The following is a 15,462-nucleotide window of genomic DNA, read 5'->3' as shown; positions in this document are numbered from 1 at the left end:
TGCGTTGCGGCGCCGCTCACGATTTTCTCTCCTGACGGAACTTGCGCACGTTGATGATCATCGAGGGCAGCACGAGGATCAGCAGCAGAATGGCCAGAGCGCTGCCGAGGCCCTGATTGCTGCCGCCGCCAAACGACACGGTCCACATCTCCACCGCGATCACGTTCGCCGCGGGCTTCGAGGCGCCGGGAGGAATCACGTAGACCAGGTCGAAGATCTTCAGCACGTTGATGATGAGGGTGACGAACACGACGATCAGCACCGGAGACAACAGGGGCGCCGTGATGCGGGAGAACACCTTCCACTCGTTGGCGCCGTCCATCCGGGCGGCTTCCTGCAGGGAGCGGTCGATCGCGCTCAGACCGGAGGCGATCATGATCATGGCGAAGCCGGCCCAGATCCAGATATAGGAGAGGATGATCACGGCGGTGATCAGGCCCGAGCTCAGCCACGACACCCCCTGGTAGCCCTCGTCGAAGTTCGACGCCGGCAGGGCTATGCGGTAGGTCTCGGTGCCGAGGCCGGCGAGAACGTAGCGGCCGGCGGCATCCGTTTCGGTCGTGGCGGCGATCGTGCCGGAGGCGTCGACCGCGTCGACACGGATGCCGGGGAGCCCCGTTTTGCCGTCGTCTATCTGCCCGTTCGTACCACCGCCGCCGATGACCACGTCGAGCCAGACCGTGCCGGTGATCTGGTCGGCAGACGCGGTGTCGGCGCTCTCGGCCTGCGCGGCACTGGCCGGAACGTTGTCGGCGCGCACGCCGACGAGGGGGAAGTTCACCTCGGTGCCAGCCCCAACGGCGGCTTCGCTCGCGATGACACCGCCGTCGTTGATCAGACCGACGTCGGTGCGCGGATTCGCTCCCGGATAGGCCGCGTCACCGCCGCCGAACGCGCTGTTCACAGCCACAACGGCCGCGTTCACAACCCCGAGGTTCGGGCTCTCCTGGAACATGCCGCGAAAGATGACGCCCGCGGCGAGCATCGAGATGGCCATGGGCATGAAGATGATGAGCTTGAACGCCGTTGACCACTTGATTTTTTCGAGCAGCACCGCGAACAACAGGCCGAGCACGGTGCAGGCGACCGGGGCCACGAGTACCCAGATGACGTTGTTGCGAATCGCCGTGAAGGTTGAGTCGTTCGTGAACATGGTGACGTAGTTGTCCCAGCCCACGAACGCCCCGCCGTCGGCGCTGAAGAACGAGCGCACCACCGTGTACAGAATGGGGTACAGCACCAGCCCGGCCAGCAGCACGAGCGCCGGCGCGAGAAAACCGAGGGCGATCAGGAACATGCGTCGGCGGCTCGCACCCATCCGGGGACGGCGACTCCCGGATGGTGCGTTACGGCGTGCGGGTACGGCCTTGGAACTCATGGTGCTGGTCACGGTGACGGTGGTGATTCGACTTATTGGGGTTAGTCGACGTAGGCCGCGGCGGCGGCGTCCTCGAGGGCCTGCTGGGTACCGGCGACGTCGCTCGGGTCCTGCAGGAATTGGATCATGATCTGCCAGAAGCCCTGGCCGGGAGTGCCGCCGAATGCACTCGGGGTGAGGTCGGACATGTCGAAGCGGAACGTTTCAGCACCGGTGAGGGCTTCGGCGATCTGACGGCTGGTCTCGTCGGGATAGAGCGCGGTGTCGACGTTGTTGTTCGGCGATGTGAGGCCGCCCTCTGGCACCCAAACCTCGGCCGCTTCGGGCGAGGCGAGGAACTGCATGAGAGCGTCGGTGGCGGCGTCATCGGTGAAGGAGACGGCCACGTCGCCGCCGCCGACGACGGCGGGTGCCGAGCCGTTCACGGAGGGGAAGTCGAAGAACAGGGCGTTCTCGCCGACGACCGAGTTGCCGTCATCGGTGATGTTGCCGGCCACGAAGTCACCCTCGTAGATGGTGGCGGCCTGCGGGGCGGCACCGAAGACCTCGGTGACCGACTCCGGGAAGGTGCGCTGCGCGGCTCCGGACTGCACGAGTGCGTCGTTGCCCCACAGGGTCGCGAGGGCGTCCAGCGCCACTGTGACGGAGGGGTCGGTCCAGGGAATTTCGTGGTTGGTGAGCTGGTCGTACATCTCGCCGCCGGCGGTCTGCAGGTAGACGTTCTCGAACCAGTCGGTCAACGGCCAGCCGACATCCGCTCCGATGGAGATTCCGGCATAGCCGGAGTCGGCCACGAGCTGCAGTTGCGCCAGAAAGTCGTCCCAGTCTGCGGGAGCGGCCGCTCCGGCGGAGTCATAGAGATCGGCGTTGTACCACATGGTCGATTTGTTCGAGGCCTTGAACCAGACGCCGTACTGGGTGCCGTCGCTCGTGCCGAGGTCGACCCAGCTCTGGGAGTAGTTCTCGGCGACGGCGGCACTGGCCGCCTCGGACAGCGGCTGCAGGTTGCCATCGGCGGCGAGCTGGTCCATCAGGGCGGGCTGCGCGAGCATCGCGACGTTGGGCGGGCTGCCACCCTCGATCTGGGTGCCGAGCGTGGTCGCGGCATTGTCGCCGAAGCTGGTGTAGTTCACCGTGGCACCGGACTGCTCCTCGAAGGCGGCCAGGACGGCCTCGAAGTTGGCCTGCTCGGCGCCGGACCAGGCAGCGGAGACCTCAAGGGTGTCGCCGGTGAATTCGCCGGAACCGGCGGCATCCGTTGTGCCTGACGAGCACCCGGCGAGGGTCAGAGCCAGGATTCCGGCGCCGGCCAGCGGCGTGAACAGTCTGTGGTGTGTGGTGGAGCGCAAGAGAGCCTCTTCGTCGAGTCAGGGGTCGCGCTCCCGAAAAATCGGCCGGTTAAGTGGTCTGGGTCAGCACTTCCTCTTTCAAACCTAGAGTCGCTCTTCGTTCACACCAAATTCACGACAAAGCTTCAGCTTTGCGAAGGCCCCAGTACTGGGGTTGTACACGTGCGGGCACGACAATAGGGGCGCCGTCTCCTTACGGAAACGACGCCCCTTGCGCAGGATGAGTTTGAAAACCGCATCGGCTACGCCTCAATCAGATCCCCTTGCGGGGAGAGACTACTTGAGGGTAACGGTTGCGCCGGCCTCTTCGAGGGAAGCCTTGGCCTTCTCGGCAGCGTCCTTGGCAACGCCCTCGAGGACGGCCTTCGGCGCGCCATCGACAACGGCCTTGGCCTCGCCGAGGCCCAGGCTGGTGAGCTCGCGCACGACCTTGATGACCTGGATCTTCTTGTCGCCAACGGCGTCAAGGATGACGTCGAACGCGGTCTGCTCTTCGACCTCTTCAGCAGCAGCGGCGGGGCCAGCGGCTCCGGCAGCGGCGACGGGAGCGGCTGCGGTGACCTCGAAGGTCTCCTCGAACGCCTTGACGAACTCGGAGAGCTCGATGAGGGTCAGGCCCTTGAACTGCTCAAGCAGGTCTTCAGTGGAAAGCTTTGCCATGATGTACTCCTATAGTTTCTAAAAAATCGTGAACCGTGAATCAGGCAGGTGCCTAGTTCGCGGACTCCTGCTTCTCACGCAGCGCGTCGATGGTGCGAACAGCCTTCGACAGCGGTGCCTGGAAGAGATAAGCGGCTCCGAACAGCGATGCCTTGAAGGCGCCGGCCAGCTTGGCCAGCAGCACCTCGCGGGACTCGAGGTCGGCAAGCTTGCCAACCTCCGCTGCGGTGAGCGGGTTACCGTCAAAGTAACCGCCCTTTACCACCAGGAGAGGGTTTGCCTTGGTAAAGGCACGCAGGGTCTTCGCGACGGCGACGGGGTCTCCGTGCACGAAGGCGATAGCGGACGGACCGACAAGTTCCTCGTCGAACGAGGTGATGCCGGCCTTGTTGGCCGCAATCTTGGTGAGCGTGTTCTTTACCACGGCGTACGTGGCGTCCTCACTGATGGACTTACGCAGGCTCTTGAGCTGCGCAACAGTGAGACCGCGGTACTCGGTGAGCAGAACGGCGGTCGAGCTTTCGAATTTCTCCGTAAGCTCGGCGACCGTTGCTTCCTTGTTCGCCATGGTGCTCCTCATTAATAATCATGTGCCGGGTAGCCCGGGGCGCAGACATGAAAAAAGCTCCAGCGCAGGGCGCCGGAGCTTGGGGAACAATCCAAAAGACTGTAACAAAACTACGAACACCTGCGCGGGCCGTTCACGTGAATGAACCTTCGTCTGCACTTGTGTCTTTCGACATAGCGCAGCAACCGGCGGTCTGTGGCTGAAATGTACTGTACGGCACGATTCGGGCGCGTGCAAATCGACGGCGGAGCGACATCCGCTGATCGAGATGGTTGACATCCGTCAACTACCCACCTATCGTTGATAGCTGTCAATCACTTAGGGAGTCGCATGGGCCGCGCCAGCCGCACCGTTTCCGAACCGGTCACCGAGGGTTCAATGAGCCACCGCCAGGTACTCGAAGCGCTGTCGGGACTACTGCTGGGCATGTTCGTGTCGATCCTGGCCAACACCGTGGTGAGCACGTCGCTGCCACTCATTCTCAGCGACCTCAAGGGCTCGCAATCGGCCTACACCTGGGTGGTCACGGCCACACTGCTGGCGACCACGGTGAGTACGCCGATCTGGGGCAAATTCGCCGACCTGTTCAATCGCAAACTGCTCATTCAGCTCGCCCTGGCCGTGTTCGTGATCGGCAGCGCGCTCGCCGGGTTCTCGCAGGACGCGGGAACGCTCATCGCCTTCCGGGTGCTGCAGGGCCTCGGCGCCGGCGGCCTGGTCGCCCTCAGCCAGATCATCATGGCCGACATCATCAGCCCGCGTGAGCGCGGCCGCTACGCCGGCCTGTTCGGCGCGGTCATGGCCCTCGGCACGATCGGCGGCCCGCTGCTCGGCGGTGTCGTGACGGATGCCTTCGGCTGGCGCTGGAATTTCTTCATCGCGCTTCCGGTGGCAATCGTGGCCATCGTGCTGCTGCAGCGCACCCTGCACCTGCCGGCACGGGTGAAGCGGGTCGTGCGCATCGACTACCTCGGGGCCGCGCTGATCACGTGCGGCGTCTCGCTGCTGCTGATCTGGGTAACCCTGGCCGGCACCCAGTTCGAGTGGCTGTCACTGACCTCGTGGGCCATGGTGATAGGTGCCGTCGTTTTGCTGGCTCTGGCGATCATCGTGGAATTTCGCGCCGCCGAACCGATAATTCCGCTCAGCCTGTTTCGCAACCGCACCTTCGGCCTCGGGGCGATTGCGAGCCTCGCGGTGGGTGTCTCCCTGTTTGGCACCTCGGTCTTTCTCAGCCAGTACATGCAGCTCGCCCGCGGCGCCACGCCCACCCAGTCGGGCCTGCTGACCATCCCGATGATGGGCGGCCTGCTCATCTCGTCGACCCTGTTCGGAACAGTAATCAGCCGGCGCGGCACGTGGAAGTCCATCATGGTCTCCGGCTCCGTGCTCATGCTCGTCGGCACCACACTGCTCGGTACCCTCGATGTGCACACGAGCCTCGTCTTCGTCGGCGTCTACATGTTCATCCTCGGCGCCGGCGTGGGCATGGTCATGCAGAACCTCGTTCTGGTCGTGCAGAACACCGTTGAGGTGCGGCACCTCGGCGTCGCCACGAGCTCGGTGACCTTCTTCCGCAGCCTCGGCGGCGCGGTCGGGGTCTCGGTGATGGGGTCCATCCTGGGCAGTGTTGTCGCGGCCCAAATCACCACCGGCGTGGGCGGGCTCAGCCCGACCAATCAAGCGGATGCCGGCCGCCTGCTCGGTGACGGCGTCATTCCGCAGGTCAACCAACTGCCCGACGTGCTGCGCATCATCGTCGAAGCCGCCTACGGTTCCGGTGTCGGCACGATCTTTCTGATCAGCGCGCCGCTGGCCCTTGTGACCCTGCTCACGGTGTCGCTGCTGCCGAATCATCCGCTCGGCACGGAGACCGGAATCGACCGGGCCCGCGATACGGCCCTGGTGCCGGCAGCTGTGCCGGCTATCGTTGCGGCAGACTTGGCCTTTCACCGGGAGGGGGACGACGTGCAGGAGATTCTCGTGGAGGTGAGTGCGGCATCCGCTGGCCTGCCGCCGGCCGGGCTGGCCCAAACACCCGCAACCCGCGGACCTCGTGATGAATGAGCTGGTCGAACGACCCAGCGTGGATGGCGACACCCTCGAGCTCGCCCGCGTCGAGGCGCAGATGGCCATGCTGGCCGCCAATATTCGAGCCAGCACACGGTCGACCGCGGCCGTGATCGATCCGACCCTCGAACCGTTCGGACTCGCGCTCTTGCGCGTACTCGCGCGGCGGGGCGAATCCCATGCCAGCGTTGTCGCGGATGTGCTCGCGGTGGACCGCAGCATGATCAGCCGCCAGGCCAAGCTGCTCTGCTCGCTTGGGCTCGTGGAGACCCGGGTTGACCCGCTCGATGGGAGGGCACGATTTCTGGCCCTGACGCCTCTCGCCACGGAGAAACTGGCCGAGGTGCGCCGCAACCGCACGGCCCTGGTGCATCGGCGACTCAGCCGGTGGACTCCCGCCGAACTCGACCAGTTCGCCACCCTGCTGGAACGGCTGAACGAGCCCGACTAGGTCTACCGCTTCTGACCCCGCGCCGAGCCACGAGTTTCGTCCCCGGCTCATCGTCGTGCCGTGAGTTTCACCCCCATTTTCACCCTGGAACGAGTCGAGACTCACAGCTCGGCGAACAGAAATCACGGCTCGATGGATGAGGGGGCGCGAGGTCGATCCGGCGCCGCCCTGGCCGATACTCCTAGTCCGTGGCGAGGGGCAGTTCGACCCGAAACTGGGTGCGGCCGGGGACGCTCTCGACCGACACAGCGCCGTGGTGCGCGGCGACGACCGCGGCCACGATCGCCAGCCCCAGGCCGGTGCTGCCGGTTCCGCGAAAGCGTGAGCTGTCGCCGCGGGCGAACCGTTCGAACAGGATGCTGGTGAGGTCTTCCGGGACGCCCGGGCCGTTGTCGGTGACGGTGATGACGGCCCGGTCGCCGACGGCGGCGAGGGCGACGACTACCGTGGTGCCGGCATCCGTGTGCAGTCGCGCGTTGGCGAGCAGGTTGGTGATGACCTGGCGCAGACGCGGTTCGTCGCCGATCGCCTCGATCGGTACCTCGGGCAGGTCGAGGTCCCAAATATGATCACGGCCGGCCGCGTGGGCATCACTCACGGCGTCGACGAGCAGCATGGTGAGGTCGACCGGTTCCATTTCGAGTTCGCGGCCCTCGTCGAGACGGGCGAGCAGCAGCAGGTCTTCCACCAGCCCGGTCATGCGCACGGACTCGCTTTCAATGCGGCCAAGCGCGTGGATGGCGTCGGGCGGCAGCTGCTGGCCGCTGCGCCGGGTGAGTTCGGAGTAGCCCCGGATGGACGCGAGCGGCGTGCGCAGCTCGTGGCTCGCGTCGGCGACGAACTGGCGCACCTTGCGTTCGCTTTGCTGTCGCGCTTCGAGGGCGAGGTCGACGTGGTCGAGCATGCGGTTAAGCGCCGCACCGACCCGGCCTACCTCGGTGCGCGGGTCGGCATCCCCGGTCGGAACCCGATCGTCGAGGGAGACTTCGCCCTGGTCGAGGGGAAGTTGCGCAACCCGGGTGGCGGTCGCGGTCACGCGTTGCAGCGGGCGCAGGGCGAGGCGAACTACCCAGGCCGCGATAATGGCCACCACAATGAGCCCGGCGAGTGAGACGAACGTGATGATCAGGGCCAGCTGAGCCGCCGTGGCCTCGACGCCCGACAGCGGCAATCCGACCAGATACAGGGTGCCGCTGCCAGACGTTTCGGCTTGCACTCGGTATTCGCCGAGTTCGCCACCGAGGTTTACCGTGACGGCGGCCGACTGGTTGACGTGGTCGGCGAGCTGCTGCACCTGCTGCGCGGAGAGTTCTTCGATGGCGCCGCTCTGGTCGTCGGTGTAGCCGGTGGTGATGCTCGATCCGTCATAGACCAGGGCGAGCAGCCCGGGTGGTTGGGCAGGGCCGCTGAGAATGCTGTTGGCGGTGGGGGTGCCGAAATAGGTGCTGCCGGGGGTATCGCCGAGGCGGTCCCCGTCGTTGTCTCCGCCGCCGAGCACGGCGCCGGAGCGGTCGGCGGCGGATGCGAGTTGCACGTCCAGGCGATCGAGCAACGAGGCGCGCAGGATGACCACGCTCACCACGCCGATCGTGATGCTGACGAGTGCGAGCAGCCCGACCACGGTGAGCACGAGGCGCCGCTGCAGGGTCCAGGGCGAGCGGGGTCGGCCGCGGCGGCGCGGCATCCGTTCGCGCTTCTTGAGATGCGCCATCAGGCAGTTTTCAGCATGTAGCCGGCGCCGCGCACCGTGTGAATCATAGGCTCCCGGCCAGCATCGATCTTCTTGCGCAGATAGGAGATGTAGATCTCGACGACGCTCGACTTGCCGCCGAAGTCGTAGCTCCAGACCCGGTCGAGAATCTGCGCTTTGCTGAGCACGCGGCGCGGGTTGCGCATGAGAAAGCGCAGCAGCTCGAACTCGGTGGCGGTCAGTTCGATGGCCGTTCCGTCGCGGAAGACCTCGTAGCTGTCTTCGTCGAGGGTGAGGTCTCCCACGGTGATGCGCGGGTCGATCGAGTCGGCCACGGCGAGGGTGGAGCGGCGGATAAGGCCGCGGAGGCGCGCGACGACCTCCTCGAGGCTGAACGGCTTGGTGACGTAGTCGTCGCCGCCCGCGGTGAGCCCGGCGATGCGGTCGTCCAGCGAGTCCTTGGCGGTGAGAAAGAGCACGGGTGTCTCGTAGCCGTCGGCGCGCACCCGCTGCAACACCTGCAGGCCGTCGATGTCGGGCAGCATGATGTCGAGCACGATGGCGTCCGGCCGAAATTCGCGGGCGATGGTGAGCGCCTGGCGGCCTTCACCGGCGGTGCGCACCTCCCAGCCCTCGTAGCGCAGGGCCATGGAGAGCAGATCGGTGAGGGTGGGTTCGTCGTCGACGACCAGGACCCTAATGGCGCTGCCGTCGGCCTTGGTCAGGCGCGGGCCATGGCCGGTGCGGGTGCTCTCACGTGTGCTCATTCTGATGAGTATCCGGCAGTTGTCTATGAACGCCCTATGAGTGCGCCCTCGAATGCCTGTGGCCGGCCTTAGCCGATCAGGGCCGCCAGTAGGGCCGGCGCGGGCACGAGCGGGTTGCTGGCCGGAACGAAGAGTCGCTGGCAGCCGTTCAGTTCGACCTGGATCGGGGTGTCGAGCTCGGTGCCAGCCCGCTCGGGCCAGAGCACCGCGAACCGGGTGGGCTCAATCGCGCACGCGGGCGCTTGCAGAGCGGATGCTGCGGAGGGCAGCAGCGCTGCGGCATCCGCTTCAAGGGTGGTCGCGCTGGTGAAGGTGCCCGACCTGAGGGTCAGCATCGAGCCGAGCATGCCGTCGTCGAAACCCTCGATGGATTCGAGTTCGCTGAGGTCGGGTTCGGTAACCGGGTCAACCGTGTAGATACAGACGCTCGCGCCGTCGACGCCGGCGTAGGAGGGGATTTCGGCGGGCGGCACCGGAATCGGTTCAGGGTCCTGCCCGATCTGGGTGGTGTAGGTCTGCAGGCCGGTCGTGCCGAACAGCAGCGACTGTTCGGGGGTTCCGGTGCTCATGGCGCAGCCGGCGTCGAGAGCGGGTCGGGCGATCTGCAGCACGAGCGGCAGTTTCACCGTGTCGGTCAGCTCGAGTTTCTCGAGCGCTTTGCTCGTGGCCGGCTTGGTTTTGCCGCAGGAGGTGCGCGGCCAGGCTGCCCGCATGGCTTCGCCTGCGGCGTTTTCGAGCCAGAGTTCGGGCACGATCTCCATGTCGGCGGTGCAGGCCTGGTTGAGCCCGGGTTGGTCGTTGGGTTGGGCGAGCGCAGCGAGCAGGGCGCTGAAGTCGCCCTTGCGGGTCTCGATCGTCACGGCCGACCAGCGGCCCTCGTCGTCGTCGATGCTGCCGGAGAAGGTACAGAGGGAGGCGACGACGGGTTCGAAGCCGTCGGGGACCATGCCAGGCGCCGGGGCGTCCGGGTGGGTTGCAGTCAGATCCGTTTGGGCTGGGACGCCGTCCTGAACGGGGATCCAGTTGTTGAGGTTGGGCGCCTGGCAGTCGACACCGGCGACGAACTGTGCCATCGGCGTGTCGGTGGCGGCCGGGTAGCCGGGTAGGCCGGCGCATCCGCTGAGCAGCAGGGCCAGCGTGGCGGCCCCGGCGAGCGCGAATCGAGCTGGGTACTGCTTCATGCGTTCCCCCGATTGGTTGACGTTCCTTCAGGCTAGCGAAGCCAGGTCTCTTCGCGATAACGATTCTCACAGCGAGCGGATGCGCGACCTCGGCCCGGCAGGCGAGTGGCGGCCTCCAATCCCGCGGCTCCCCGTGGCGGTGGCGCGCCGACCGGGCGCGCGGGCACACAATAGAGGAGTGCCGAATTCCACGCTGTCCCTCTTCGATCTGGACCAGCCTTCGGCGCACCCCGCGGCATCCGCTCTGGTACCGCCGCCCGCACCGCACACGCTGCGCATCGTCGCCGACTCGAACGACCGCGTCGCGTGGCTGCGGGCCCGCAACCAGGGCATCACCGCAACGGATGTCGCCAAACTGTCGACCCCCAAGTCGATCCTGAACGCGGCGCACGACAAAATGCACGGCACGAGCTTCTCCGGCAACAGCTACACCGACCATGGACGGGCCCGGGAACCGGTCATTGCCGCGTGGGTGCTGGAGAACTACGGCATCGAACCGAGTACGAACCTGTTTCGGTCGCTCGGGCATCCGCGGCATCTGGCCACGCCTGACGGGGTCGGCTTGATCGGTGCAGATTTACACCTGGCCGAGATCAAGACCACGAGCAAGCCGTGGCGCAGCGTTCCGCGCAGCTATCTGCGGCAGGTGTGGTGGCAGCAGTACGTGCTCGGCGCGGATCGCACGCTGCTGGTCTGGGAAGAGCACCTCGATTTCGTGCCGGTCGCCGCAGTGCCCGAATGTCGCTGGATCGAACGTGACGAAGACCAGATCGCGATTCTGGTGGGCCTGGCCAATGCCCTGATCGACAATCTCGACCAGCAGGCCCGCCGCTAGCCTGCTCTCGCTTCGTGGACGGGGCCCAGGCCCCGTCCACGGGCCCAGTTTATAAACTGGGCCCACGGCTCGGGCCCAGGCCCCGTCCGCAATGCACCGAGGCGGGATGCATCAGAATGAGGACATGGCTCCTGACTTCGAACTTCCGCTGACCATGCGCGCCCTCGTCATCGACCAGACCGGCGACCCCGACGTCTTGCACCTGGCCGAGAGGCCACTACCACGCCAGATTTCTGACGAGGTTCTCGTGAAGGTCGTCGCCGCCGGGCTGAACCCGATCGACGCCAAGACGCGCTCCGGCAAGGGCGTCGCCGCCGCGATCGAAAGCTACCCGGCCATTCTCGGCAACGATTTCAGCGGCATGGTTGTGCGCGCGGCGTTCGAGGCCTCTCCGCTGCAGCCCGGGGATGCTGTCTACGGCATGGGCCGCGTGCCGCGCACTGGCGGCAGCTTCGCCGAGTACGTCTCGGTGTCGAGCATGAGCGTCGCGCACAAGCCGGCCAGGCTCAGCCATGCCGAGGCTGCCGCAGTGCCGGTCGCCGCCCTCACCGCGTGGGGAATGGTCAAGCTCGCCGGGGCGGCCCCCGGGCAGCGGATGCTCGTGCACGCCGCCAGCGGCGGCGTCGGTCACTTCGCGGTACAGTTCGCCCGCGTTCTGGGCGCCCACGTCATCGCCACCGGATCCACCCGCAACCTCGACTTTCTGCGCGAGCTTGGTGCCGACGAGGTCATCGACTACACGACCACGCGCTTCGAAGACGAGGCCCACGACCTCGACTCGGTCATCGACCTCATCGGCAATGTGCACGATGACACCGGCACCCGTTCCCTCGCCGCGCTGCGCCCAGGCGGCCTGCTCGTGAACGCGCCGACCGGCAGCTGGCCCTCCATGGCAGCGGATGCCGCTGCCGCCGGCCGCCGCGCGACCGGTTTCAAGGTGTCCCCCGACGCCCGAGCCCTCGACGAGATTTCGAAGCTCCTCGACGCGGGTACCGTGCGCGTGCACGTCGACGCCGTGTTCGAACTCGCCGACGGCGCTGCGGCACACCGAGCGATCGAAGAGGGGCACACTCGCGGCAAGATCGTGCTGCGCGTCTCGTAGCGGGCATCGGCATCCGCTGCCCGCCGGCAGTGCCGGCGGGATCTAGTTCTCGTTCCGTTCGCGGCGACGGCGGAACGTCAACAGCACGCCGAGGCCCAGCAGAAGAACGCCCCCGACGATGGCGGGAACGGGCAGGTCAACCCCGGTGCGGGATAGGGCGGCCGGCCGCGTCGCCGCTGACGAAGCCCCCAGAACTGCGACGACCACACCCGTGTCGGCGCAGGCCGATGACGAAAACGGCCCAGCGACCGCGTCGCGCAGGGACACCACGAGGCCCAGATTCGCCGTCTCGTTCTGCCCGGTCAGCCCGGTCACGTTCGTCATGTCGATCCTGACCTCGGCTCTCAGCGTCGCGCCGGCGGCGAGCGGCTGAACCGGCGCAAGCACCGCACAATCCGCGTCGCCCGCGAACGTCACGGTGGGCGCGGTGGGGTCGGCAGGGGTCGTGACGCCCAGGGTGAGGTACTGATTCAGCCCAGCGGATGCCCCCTCCGCACTACGCAGACTCACCCGCACGACCGCGGGCTGGTCGCTCGGGTTGTGGATCCACAGGGACGCCCGCATCGACCCATTCGGAATCAGCGTCCCATAAGCGTCGAACAAATCGGCCGGCAGACTGCTCGCGAAGTGCACACCGTCCGAGCTGACCTGTACGTCGCCGAGCCGGGCGTTGCTGGCCTGAGCAGCATTGGACAGAGATTTGGGTGCCGCAGCCGATGCCGGCACGGCCGCACCGGCAAGTATCGGGAGCGCCAGCAACAGCGCCGAGGCCACGGCACCGAGCAGGCGCCCGCGCCGAAGGGCACGTGCGCTGAAGTCGCAAATAGGGGGCTGGGTATAACGTGGCTGCATCGATCAGACCACCGAGTGGCTATGGGCGCCGCGAGGACGACGGCGGCCGGCACGGACTCCAGCGACGAGCATCACAGCCGAGTATCCGAGCAGGGCCACGGCCACTGCCGGAATGATCAGCGCTCGGCTCGCCCCGTTGACGAAGTTATTGGCATAGCCGATCAGCGGAACGGAATACCACAGTCGTCCCTGAATCTGGGCGGAGAGCACGAGGTCGGGATCGGGAAGGCTGTTGTTGTCTCCCTGAAACTGAAATCTCCGAGTACCGTCCGTGGAGGAGCTGATCGCGGTGATGCGGTGGGTGATCATTGCCGGCTCGCCCGAGTGAATCTGATAGGTCGCGATATCTCCGATTACGAGGTCGTCGGTGTTGACCGGGCCGACCACGATCAGGGTGCCGGGCGGCAGGTGTGGCTCCATTGAGCTCGTCAGCACCGTCAGGGGGGTCGCGCCGGTGATCTTGGGCACGATGACCAGCAGAGCGAACAGCATGAGCACCAGCAGGAGCAACGCACCACTGACGGCCAGGCCCAGGGCGTGCAGCAGTCCAGTCGGCCTGGCCCCCTTCGAACCGTGCCCCATCAGTTCGCCGCCGTCAATGTGAACTGCTGGGCGCTGCCGGCGCTGCAGCCTTGCGTCTGCAGCGCGGTTCCGGCTGTGTAACTAGGCACCGTGATGCATTCCGTTTTGTTCTTGTTCACTTGCATGACGAACTGGTACAAACCGTTTCCCGACAGTGTGCCGCCCCACTGCTGGCTGGAGTCACGCGTGTTGCGTGTCGCCATCACCACAGCTGCCGTGGTGGTGCGCTGCCAAGCCAGCCCGGCCGCTGCCTGCGAGTTGATGAGGTAGTCGCTCTGGTTGACCAAGTCATATTGCCAGAGCTGAGTGGTCAGCGACTCGTTGCATACCTGCACTGTCACGGGTCCGTTCGCGTTGGTGGAACCCGTGACGCACAGGCCCCCACTCTTGACTCGGTACCAGCTGGTCGACGACGGTGACTGGCTGGTGGTCGCAGTGACGGCCGATGACATGGTCGAGAAGTTGCCGGCCGCGTCGACAGCGTCGACCGTGTAGACGTAGGTCGTGCCAACATTGAGTCCGGTATCGGTGTAGGTTCTGCCGGTGATGTCCGGCCCGACCCGCTCCCCGTCGCGATAGAGGCGGTAGATGGCGACACCGACGTTGTCGCTGGCGGCCGTCCAGGTGAGTGTGGCGGCGGCATCCGTTGTCGATGTGGCGGTCAGATTAGTCGGTGAGGTCGGCCGGGAGACATCGGGAATAGTCTGTATCACGGTTACCGACTCGGCCTGGGCGTTCCAGTTGGTACCGACGGCGGCGCTCGGATCGAGTCGAACCGCGACCTGGCCTCCGGCGTAGGTCGACATCGACGTGGACGACATCGCAGTGCGTACGCAGAGCACGACGAACCCATTCGCGGCCAAAGACCCGGTCATCGGCGTTGCGCTCGCCCAGGTAAAGACGGTCTGGTTTCCGGGCAGGGTCGTGCTCGCGGTGCAATTGGCGGCGGCGGCGACCGGCCACGTCGTGACGGTGACAGCTCCGGCGAGCGCCGCGGGCGACGACACGGCGCTGAACGTCAATGTGTACGTTGACGGCACGGATCCGCTGGTGAGCGTGATGGGCTTGGTCGTGGTGGAGCTGCCCGTCGTGTAATCGAATTTCAGCTGGTCGTAGCCGGATTGTGTGATGCTGACCTTGCCCGAAGTCACGGATCCGGTGGCTGGGGATGCCGCGGTGGTCCAGGCGGCATGGGCGGCGCCGGAGGCTGCGAGCACGAGAAAGAGCACGGTGCCGAGCAGGGCGGCGGTGTGGCGCTGCCGGCGAGGTCGAGCGACAGCCTGGCGGCGTGAACGGGTCATGGTTTAGGCCTGCACTCCGGTGAGAACGACGGAAAAGTTGGCAGCAGACGACGACTGGCTCACACTCGGGGCGCCCGCGGGCAGCGCGATCAGCACGCAGACTGTTCGGGACTGGGCCTTCGCGAGCGTCAGGCCCACCGCCGTCGACGGCGCACTGGCAAATGTTCCGCTGGTGCTGGGGATGACCGCGCTCGTGCACGCAGCCGAGCTGTCGACGACGGCGAGACCGATGGTGAGCGAATCGGACAGGGTCGAAGTAACAGCCGGCGCGAGGAGCGAGGAGCGGGTCACGGCCAGTGGCACGTCACCGGTGTTCGTGACGGTGACCGGGGCGGCAATAACCAGTCCCGGGTACAGGGGCACGGCGGGAAGGGCGAGGGCCGAGACCGTCATCGTGGCCGTTCCCGACGCTATCGTGGCCGAGGAGGTGGCGGCACTCGAGTTCAGGAGGGCGTAGGTGCCGCTGGCAGCGGTCGTGGCCAGCACGACTGCCAGAAGAGTGGATGCTGCGGCCAAGACCAAGGCCCGCGCGCGTAGCCGCAGGGTCGGCACGGCACGGTGGCGACGACGCTCGGCAGGCGAAGCGGTGTGGCGGCCACGGGTTGTTTTCATGTGATCACCGCGCTTTCTGGTCGAACGGAGGAGCTGGAGGGAGAATCGCACCGCCCGGGGTGCC

Annotated in this window: 15 protein-coding genes; 4 read left to right on the top strand and 11 right to left on the bottom strand. The window is 66.3% G+C overall.

The window, feature by feature from the left end; genetic code table 11:
* Positions 1 to 16: 16 nt before the first annotated feature.
* The 4 genes from CXY78_RS08265 to rplJ form a co-directional block, all read right to left on the bottom strand.
* Positions 17 to 1,390, bottom strand: a complete 1,374-nt coding sequence (locus CXY78_RS08265; protein ID WP_233206128.1) for an ABC transporter permease subunit — start codon at positions 1,388 to 1,390, stop codon at positions 17 to 19.
* Between the two features lie 29 nt (positions 1,391 to 1,419).
* On the bottom strand, positions 1,420 to 2,727 hold the full coding sequence (locus CXY78_RS08260; protein WP_092340408.1) for an ABC transporter substrate-binding protein: 1,308 nt from the start codon (positions 2,725 to 2,727) through the stop codon (positions 1,420 to 1,422).
* Between the two features lie 276 nt (positions 2,728 to 3,003).
* Entirely contained in the window at positions 3,004 to 3,387 is a 384-nt protein-coding gene (gene rplL, locus CXY78_RS08255) for a 50S ribosomal protein L7/L12 (RefSeq protein WP_092340409.1), read from the bottom strand.
* A gap of 52 nt (positions 3,388 to 3,439) precedes the next feature.
* The gene (rplJ, locus tag CXY78_RS08250; protein WP_092340410.1) at positions 3,440 to 3,955 is read right to left on the bottom strand and encodes a 50S ribosomal protein L10; all 516 of its coding nucleotides are present in this window, start codon (positions 3,953 to 3,955) and stop codon (positions 3,440 to 3,442) included.
* A gap of 330 nt (positions 3,956 to 4,285) precedes the next feature.
* Between rplJ and CXY78_RS08245 the strand changes: the two genes are divergently transcribed.
* Together CXY78_RS08245 and CXY78_RS08240 are read left to right on the top strand one after the other, a co-directional pair.
* Positions 4,286 to 6,022, top strand: a complete 1,737-nt coding sequence (locus CXY78_RS08245; RefSeq protein ID WP_233197468.1) for an MDR family MFS transporter — start codon at positions 4,286 to 4,288, stop codon at positions 6,020 to 6,022.
* Entirely contained in the window at positions 6,015 to 6,476 is a 462-nt protein-coding gene (locus CXY78_RS08240) for a MarR family winged helix-turn-helix transcriptional regulator (RefSeq protein ID WP_104088964.1), read from the top strand. The genes CXY78_RS08245 and CXY78_RS08240 overlap by 8 nt, the downstream gene beginning before the upstream one ends.
* Positions 6,477 to 6,657: 181 nt before the next feature.
* On the opposite strand, the gene CXY78_RS08235 is transcribed toward CXY78_RS08240, so the two are convergent.
* From CXY78_RS08235 to CXY78_RS08225, 3 genes are all read right to left on the bottom strand, one after another.
* On the bottom strand, positions 6,658 to 8,187 hold the full coding sequence (locus CXY78_RS08235) for a HAMP domain-containing sensor histidine kinase (protein WP_233206127.1): 1,530 nt from the start codon (positions 8,185 to 8,187) through the stop codon (positions 6,658 to 6,660).
* Positions 8,187 to 8,933, bottom strand: coding sequence for a response regulator transcription factor (locus CXY78_RS08230; protein ID WP_092340412.1), 747 nt, complete (start codon positions 8,931 to 8,933; stop codon positions 8,187 to 8,189). The genes CXY78_RS08235 and CXY78_RS08230 overlap by 1 nt, the downstream gene beginning before the upstream one ends.
* Before the next feature lie 68 nt (positions 8,934 to 9,001).
* Entirely contained in the window at positions 9,002 to 10,114 is a 1,113-nt protein-coding gene (locus CXY78_RS08225; RefSeq protein ID WP_104088962.1) for a hypothetical protein, read from the bottom strand.
* Between the two features lie 178 nt (positions 10,115 to 10,292).
* On the opposite strand from CXY78_RS08225, the gene CXY78_RS08220 reads away from it, so the two are divergent.
* Both CXY78_RS08220 and CXY78_RS08215 read left to right on the top strand, forming a co-directional pair.
* Complete coding sequence (locus CXY78_RS08220; RefSeq protein WP_369827282.1) at positions 10,293 to 10,949, top strand: YqaJ viral recombinase family protein; 657 nt, start codon at positions 10,293 to 10,295, stop codon at positions 10,947 to 10,949.
* 124 nt (positions 10,950 to 11,073) lie between these two features.
* Entirely contained in the window at positions 11,074 to 12,051 is a 978-nt protein-coding gene (locus tag CXY78_RS08215; protein ID WP_233197470.1) for an NADP-dependent oxidoreductase, read from the top strand.
* A gap of 42 nt (positions 12,052 to 12,093) precedes the next feature.
* Here CXY78_RS08215 and CXY78_RS08210 read toward each other — a convergent pair whose 3' ends face one another.
* From CXY78_RS08210 to CXY78_RS08195, 4 genes are read right to left on the bottom strand one after another with little or no spacing between them, the layout of a single operon-like run.
* The gene (locus CXY78_RS08210; RefSeq protein WP_140425676.1) at positions 12,094 to 12,903 is read right to left on the bottom strand and encodes an LPXTG cell wall anchor domain-containing protein; all 810 of its coding nucleotides are present in this window, start codon (positions 12,901 to 12,903) and stop codon (positions 12,094 to 12,096) included.
* Between the two features lie 3 nt (positions 12,904 to 12,906).
* Positions 12,907 to 13,485: a signal peptidase I gene (locus CXY78_RS08205; protein WP_104088958.1), complete on the bottom strand. Its 579-nt coding sequence runs from the start codon at positions 13,483 to 13,485 to the stop codon at positions 12,907 to 12,909.
* The gene (locus tag CXY78_RS08200) at positions 13,485 to 14,786 is read right to left on the bottom strand and encodes a hypothetical protein (RefSeq protein ID WP_104088956.1); all 1,302 of its coding nucleotides are present in this window, start codon (positions 14,784 to 14,786) and stop codon (positions 13,485 to 13,487) included. The genes CXY78_RS08205 and CXY78_RS08200 overlap by 1 nt, the downstream gene beginning before the upstream one ends.
* A 3-nt stretch (positions 14,787 to 14,789) precedes the next feature.
* Positions 14,790 to 15,398: a hypothetical protein gene (locus CXY78_RS08195; protein WP_104088955.1), complete on the bottom strand. Its 609-nt coding sequence runs from the start codon at positions 15,396 to 15,398 to the stop codon at positions 14,790 to 14,792.
* Positions 15,399 to 15,462: the final 64 nt, after the last annotated feature.

Origin of the sequence: Cryobacterium sp. N19 (assembly GCF_002929595.1) — a bacterium.
Lineage (GTDB): Bacteria > Actinomycetota > Actinomycetes > Actinomycetales > Microbacteriaceae > Cryobacterium > Cryobacterium flavum.
This window is presented reverse-complemented; position numbering and strand designations above follow the sequence as displayed.

What these genes read in the sequence shown, in the direction of transcription:
- CXY78_RS08240 (WP_104088964.1), top strand. Translation starts at nt 6,015, where the DNA reads ATGAATGAGCTGGTCGAACGACCCAGCGTGGATGGCGACACCCTCGAG.
- CXY78_RS08225 (WP_104088962.1), bottom strand. Translation starts at nt 10,114, where the DNA reads ATGAAGCAGTACCCAGCTCGATTCGCGCTCGCCGGGGCCGCCACGCTG.
- rplJ (WP_092340410.1), bottom strand. Translation starts at nt 3,955, where the DNA reads ATGGCGAACAAGGAAGCAACGGTCGCCGAGCTTACGGAGAAATTCGAA.
- CXY78_RS08210 (WP_140425676.1), bottom strand. Translation starts at nt 12,903, where the DNA reads ATGCAGCCACGTTATACCCAGCCCCCTATTTGCGACTTCAGCGCACGT.
- CXY78_RS08235 (WP_233206127.1), bottom strand. Translation starts at nt 8,187, where the DNA reads ATGGCGCATCTCAAGAAGCGCGAACGGATGCCGCGCCGCCGCGGCCGA.
- CXY78_RS08230 (WP_092340412.1), bottom strand. Translation starts at nt 8,933, where the DNA reads ATGAGCACACGTGAGAGCACCCGCACCGGCCATGGCCCGCGCCTGACC.
- rplL (WP_092340409.1), bottom strand. Translation starts at nt 3,387, where the DNA reads ATGGCAAAGCTTTCCACTGAAGACCTGCTTGAGCAGTTCAAGGGCCTG.
- CXY78_RS08200 (WP_104088956.1), bottom strand. Translation starts at nt 14,786, where the DNA reads ATGACCCGTTCACGCCGCCAGGCTGTCGCTCGACCTCGCCGGCAGCGC.
- CXY78_RS08215 (WP_233197470.1), top strand. Translation starts at nt 11,074, where the DNA reads ATGGCTCCTGACTTCGAACTTCCGCTGACCATGCGCGCCCTCGTCATC.
- CXY78_RS08195 (WP_104088955.1), bottom strand. Translation starts at nt 15,398, where the DNA reads ATGAAAACAACCCGTGGCCGCCACACCGCTTCGCCTGCCGAGCGTCGT.
- CXY78_RS08205 (WP_104088958.1), bottom strand. Translation starts at nt 13,485, where the DNA reads ATGGGGCACGGTTCGAAGGGGGCCAGGCCGACTGGACTGCTGCACGCC.
- CXY78_RS08245 (WP_233197468.1), top strand. Translation starts at nt 4,286, where the DNA reads ATGGGCCGCGCCAGCCGCACCGTTTCCGAACCGGTCACCGAGGGTTCA.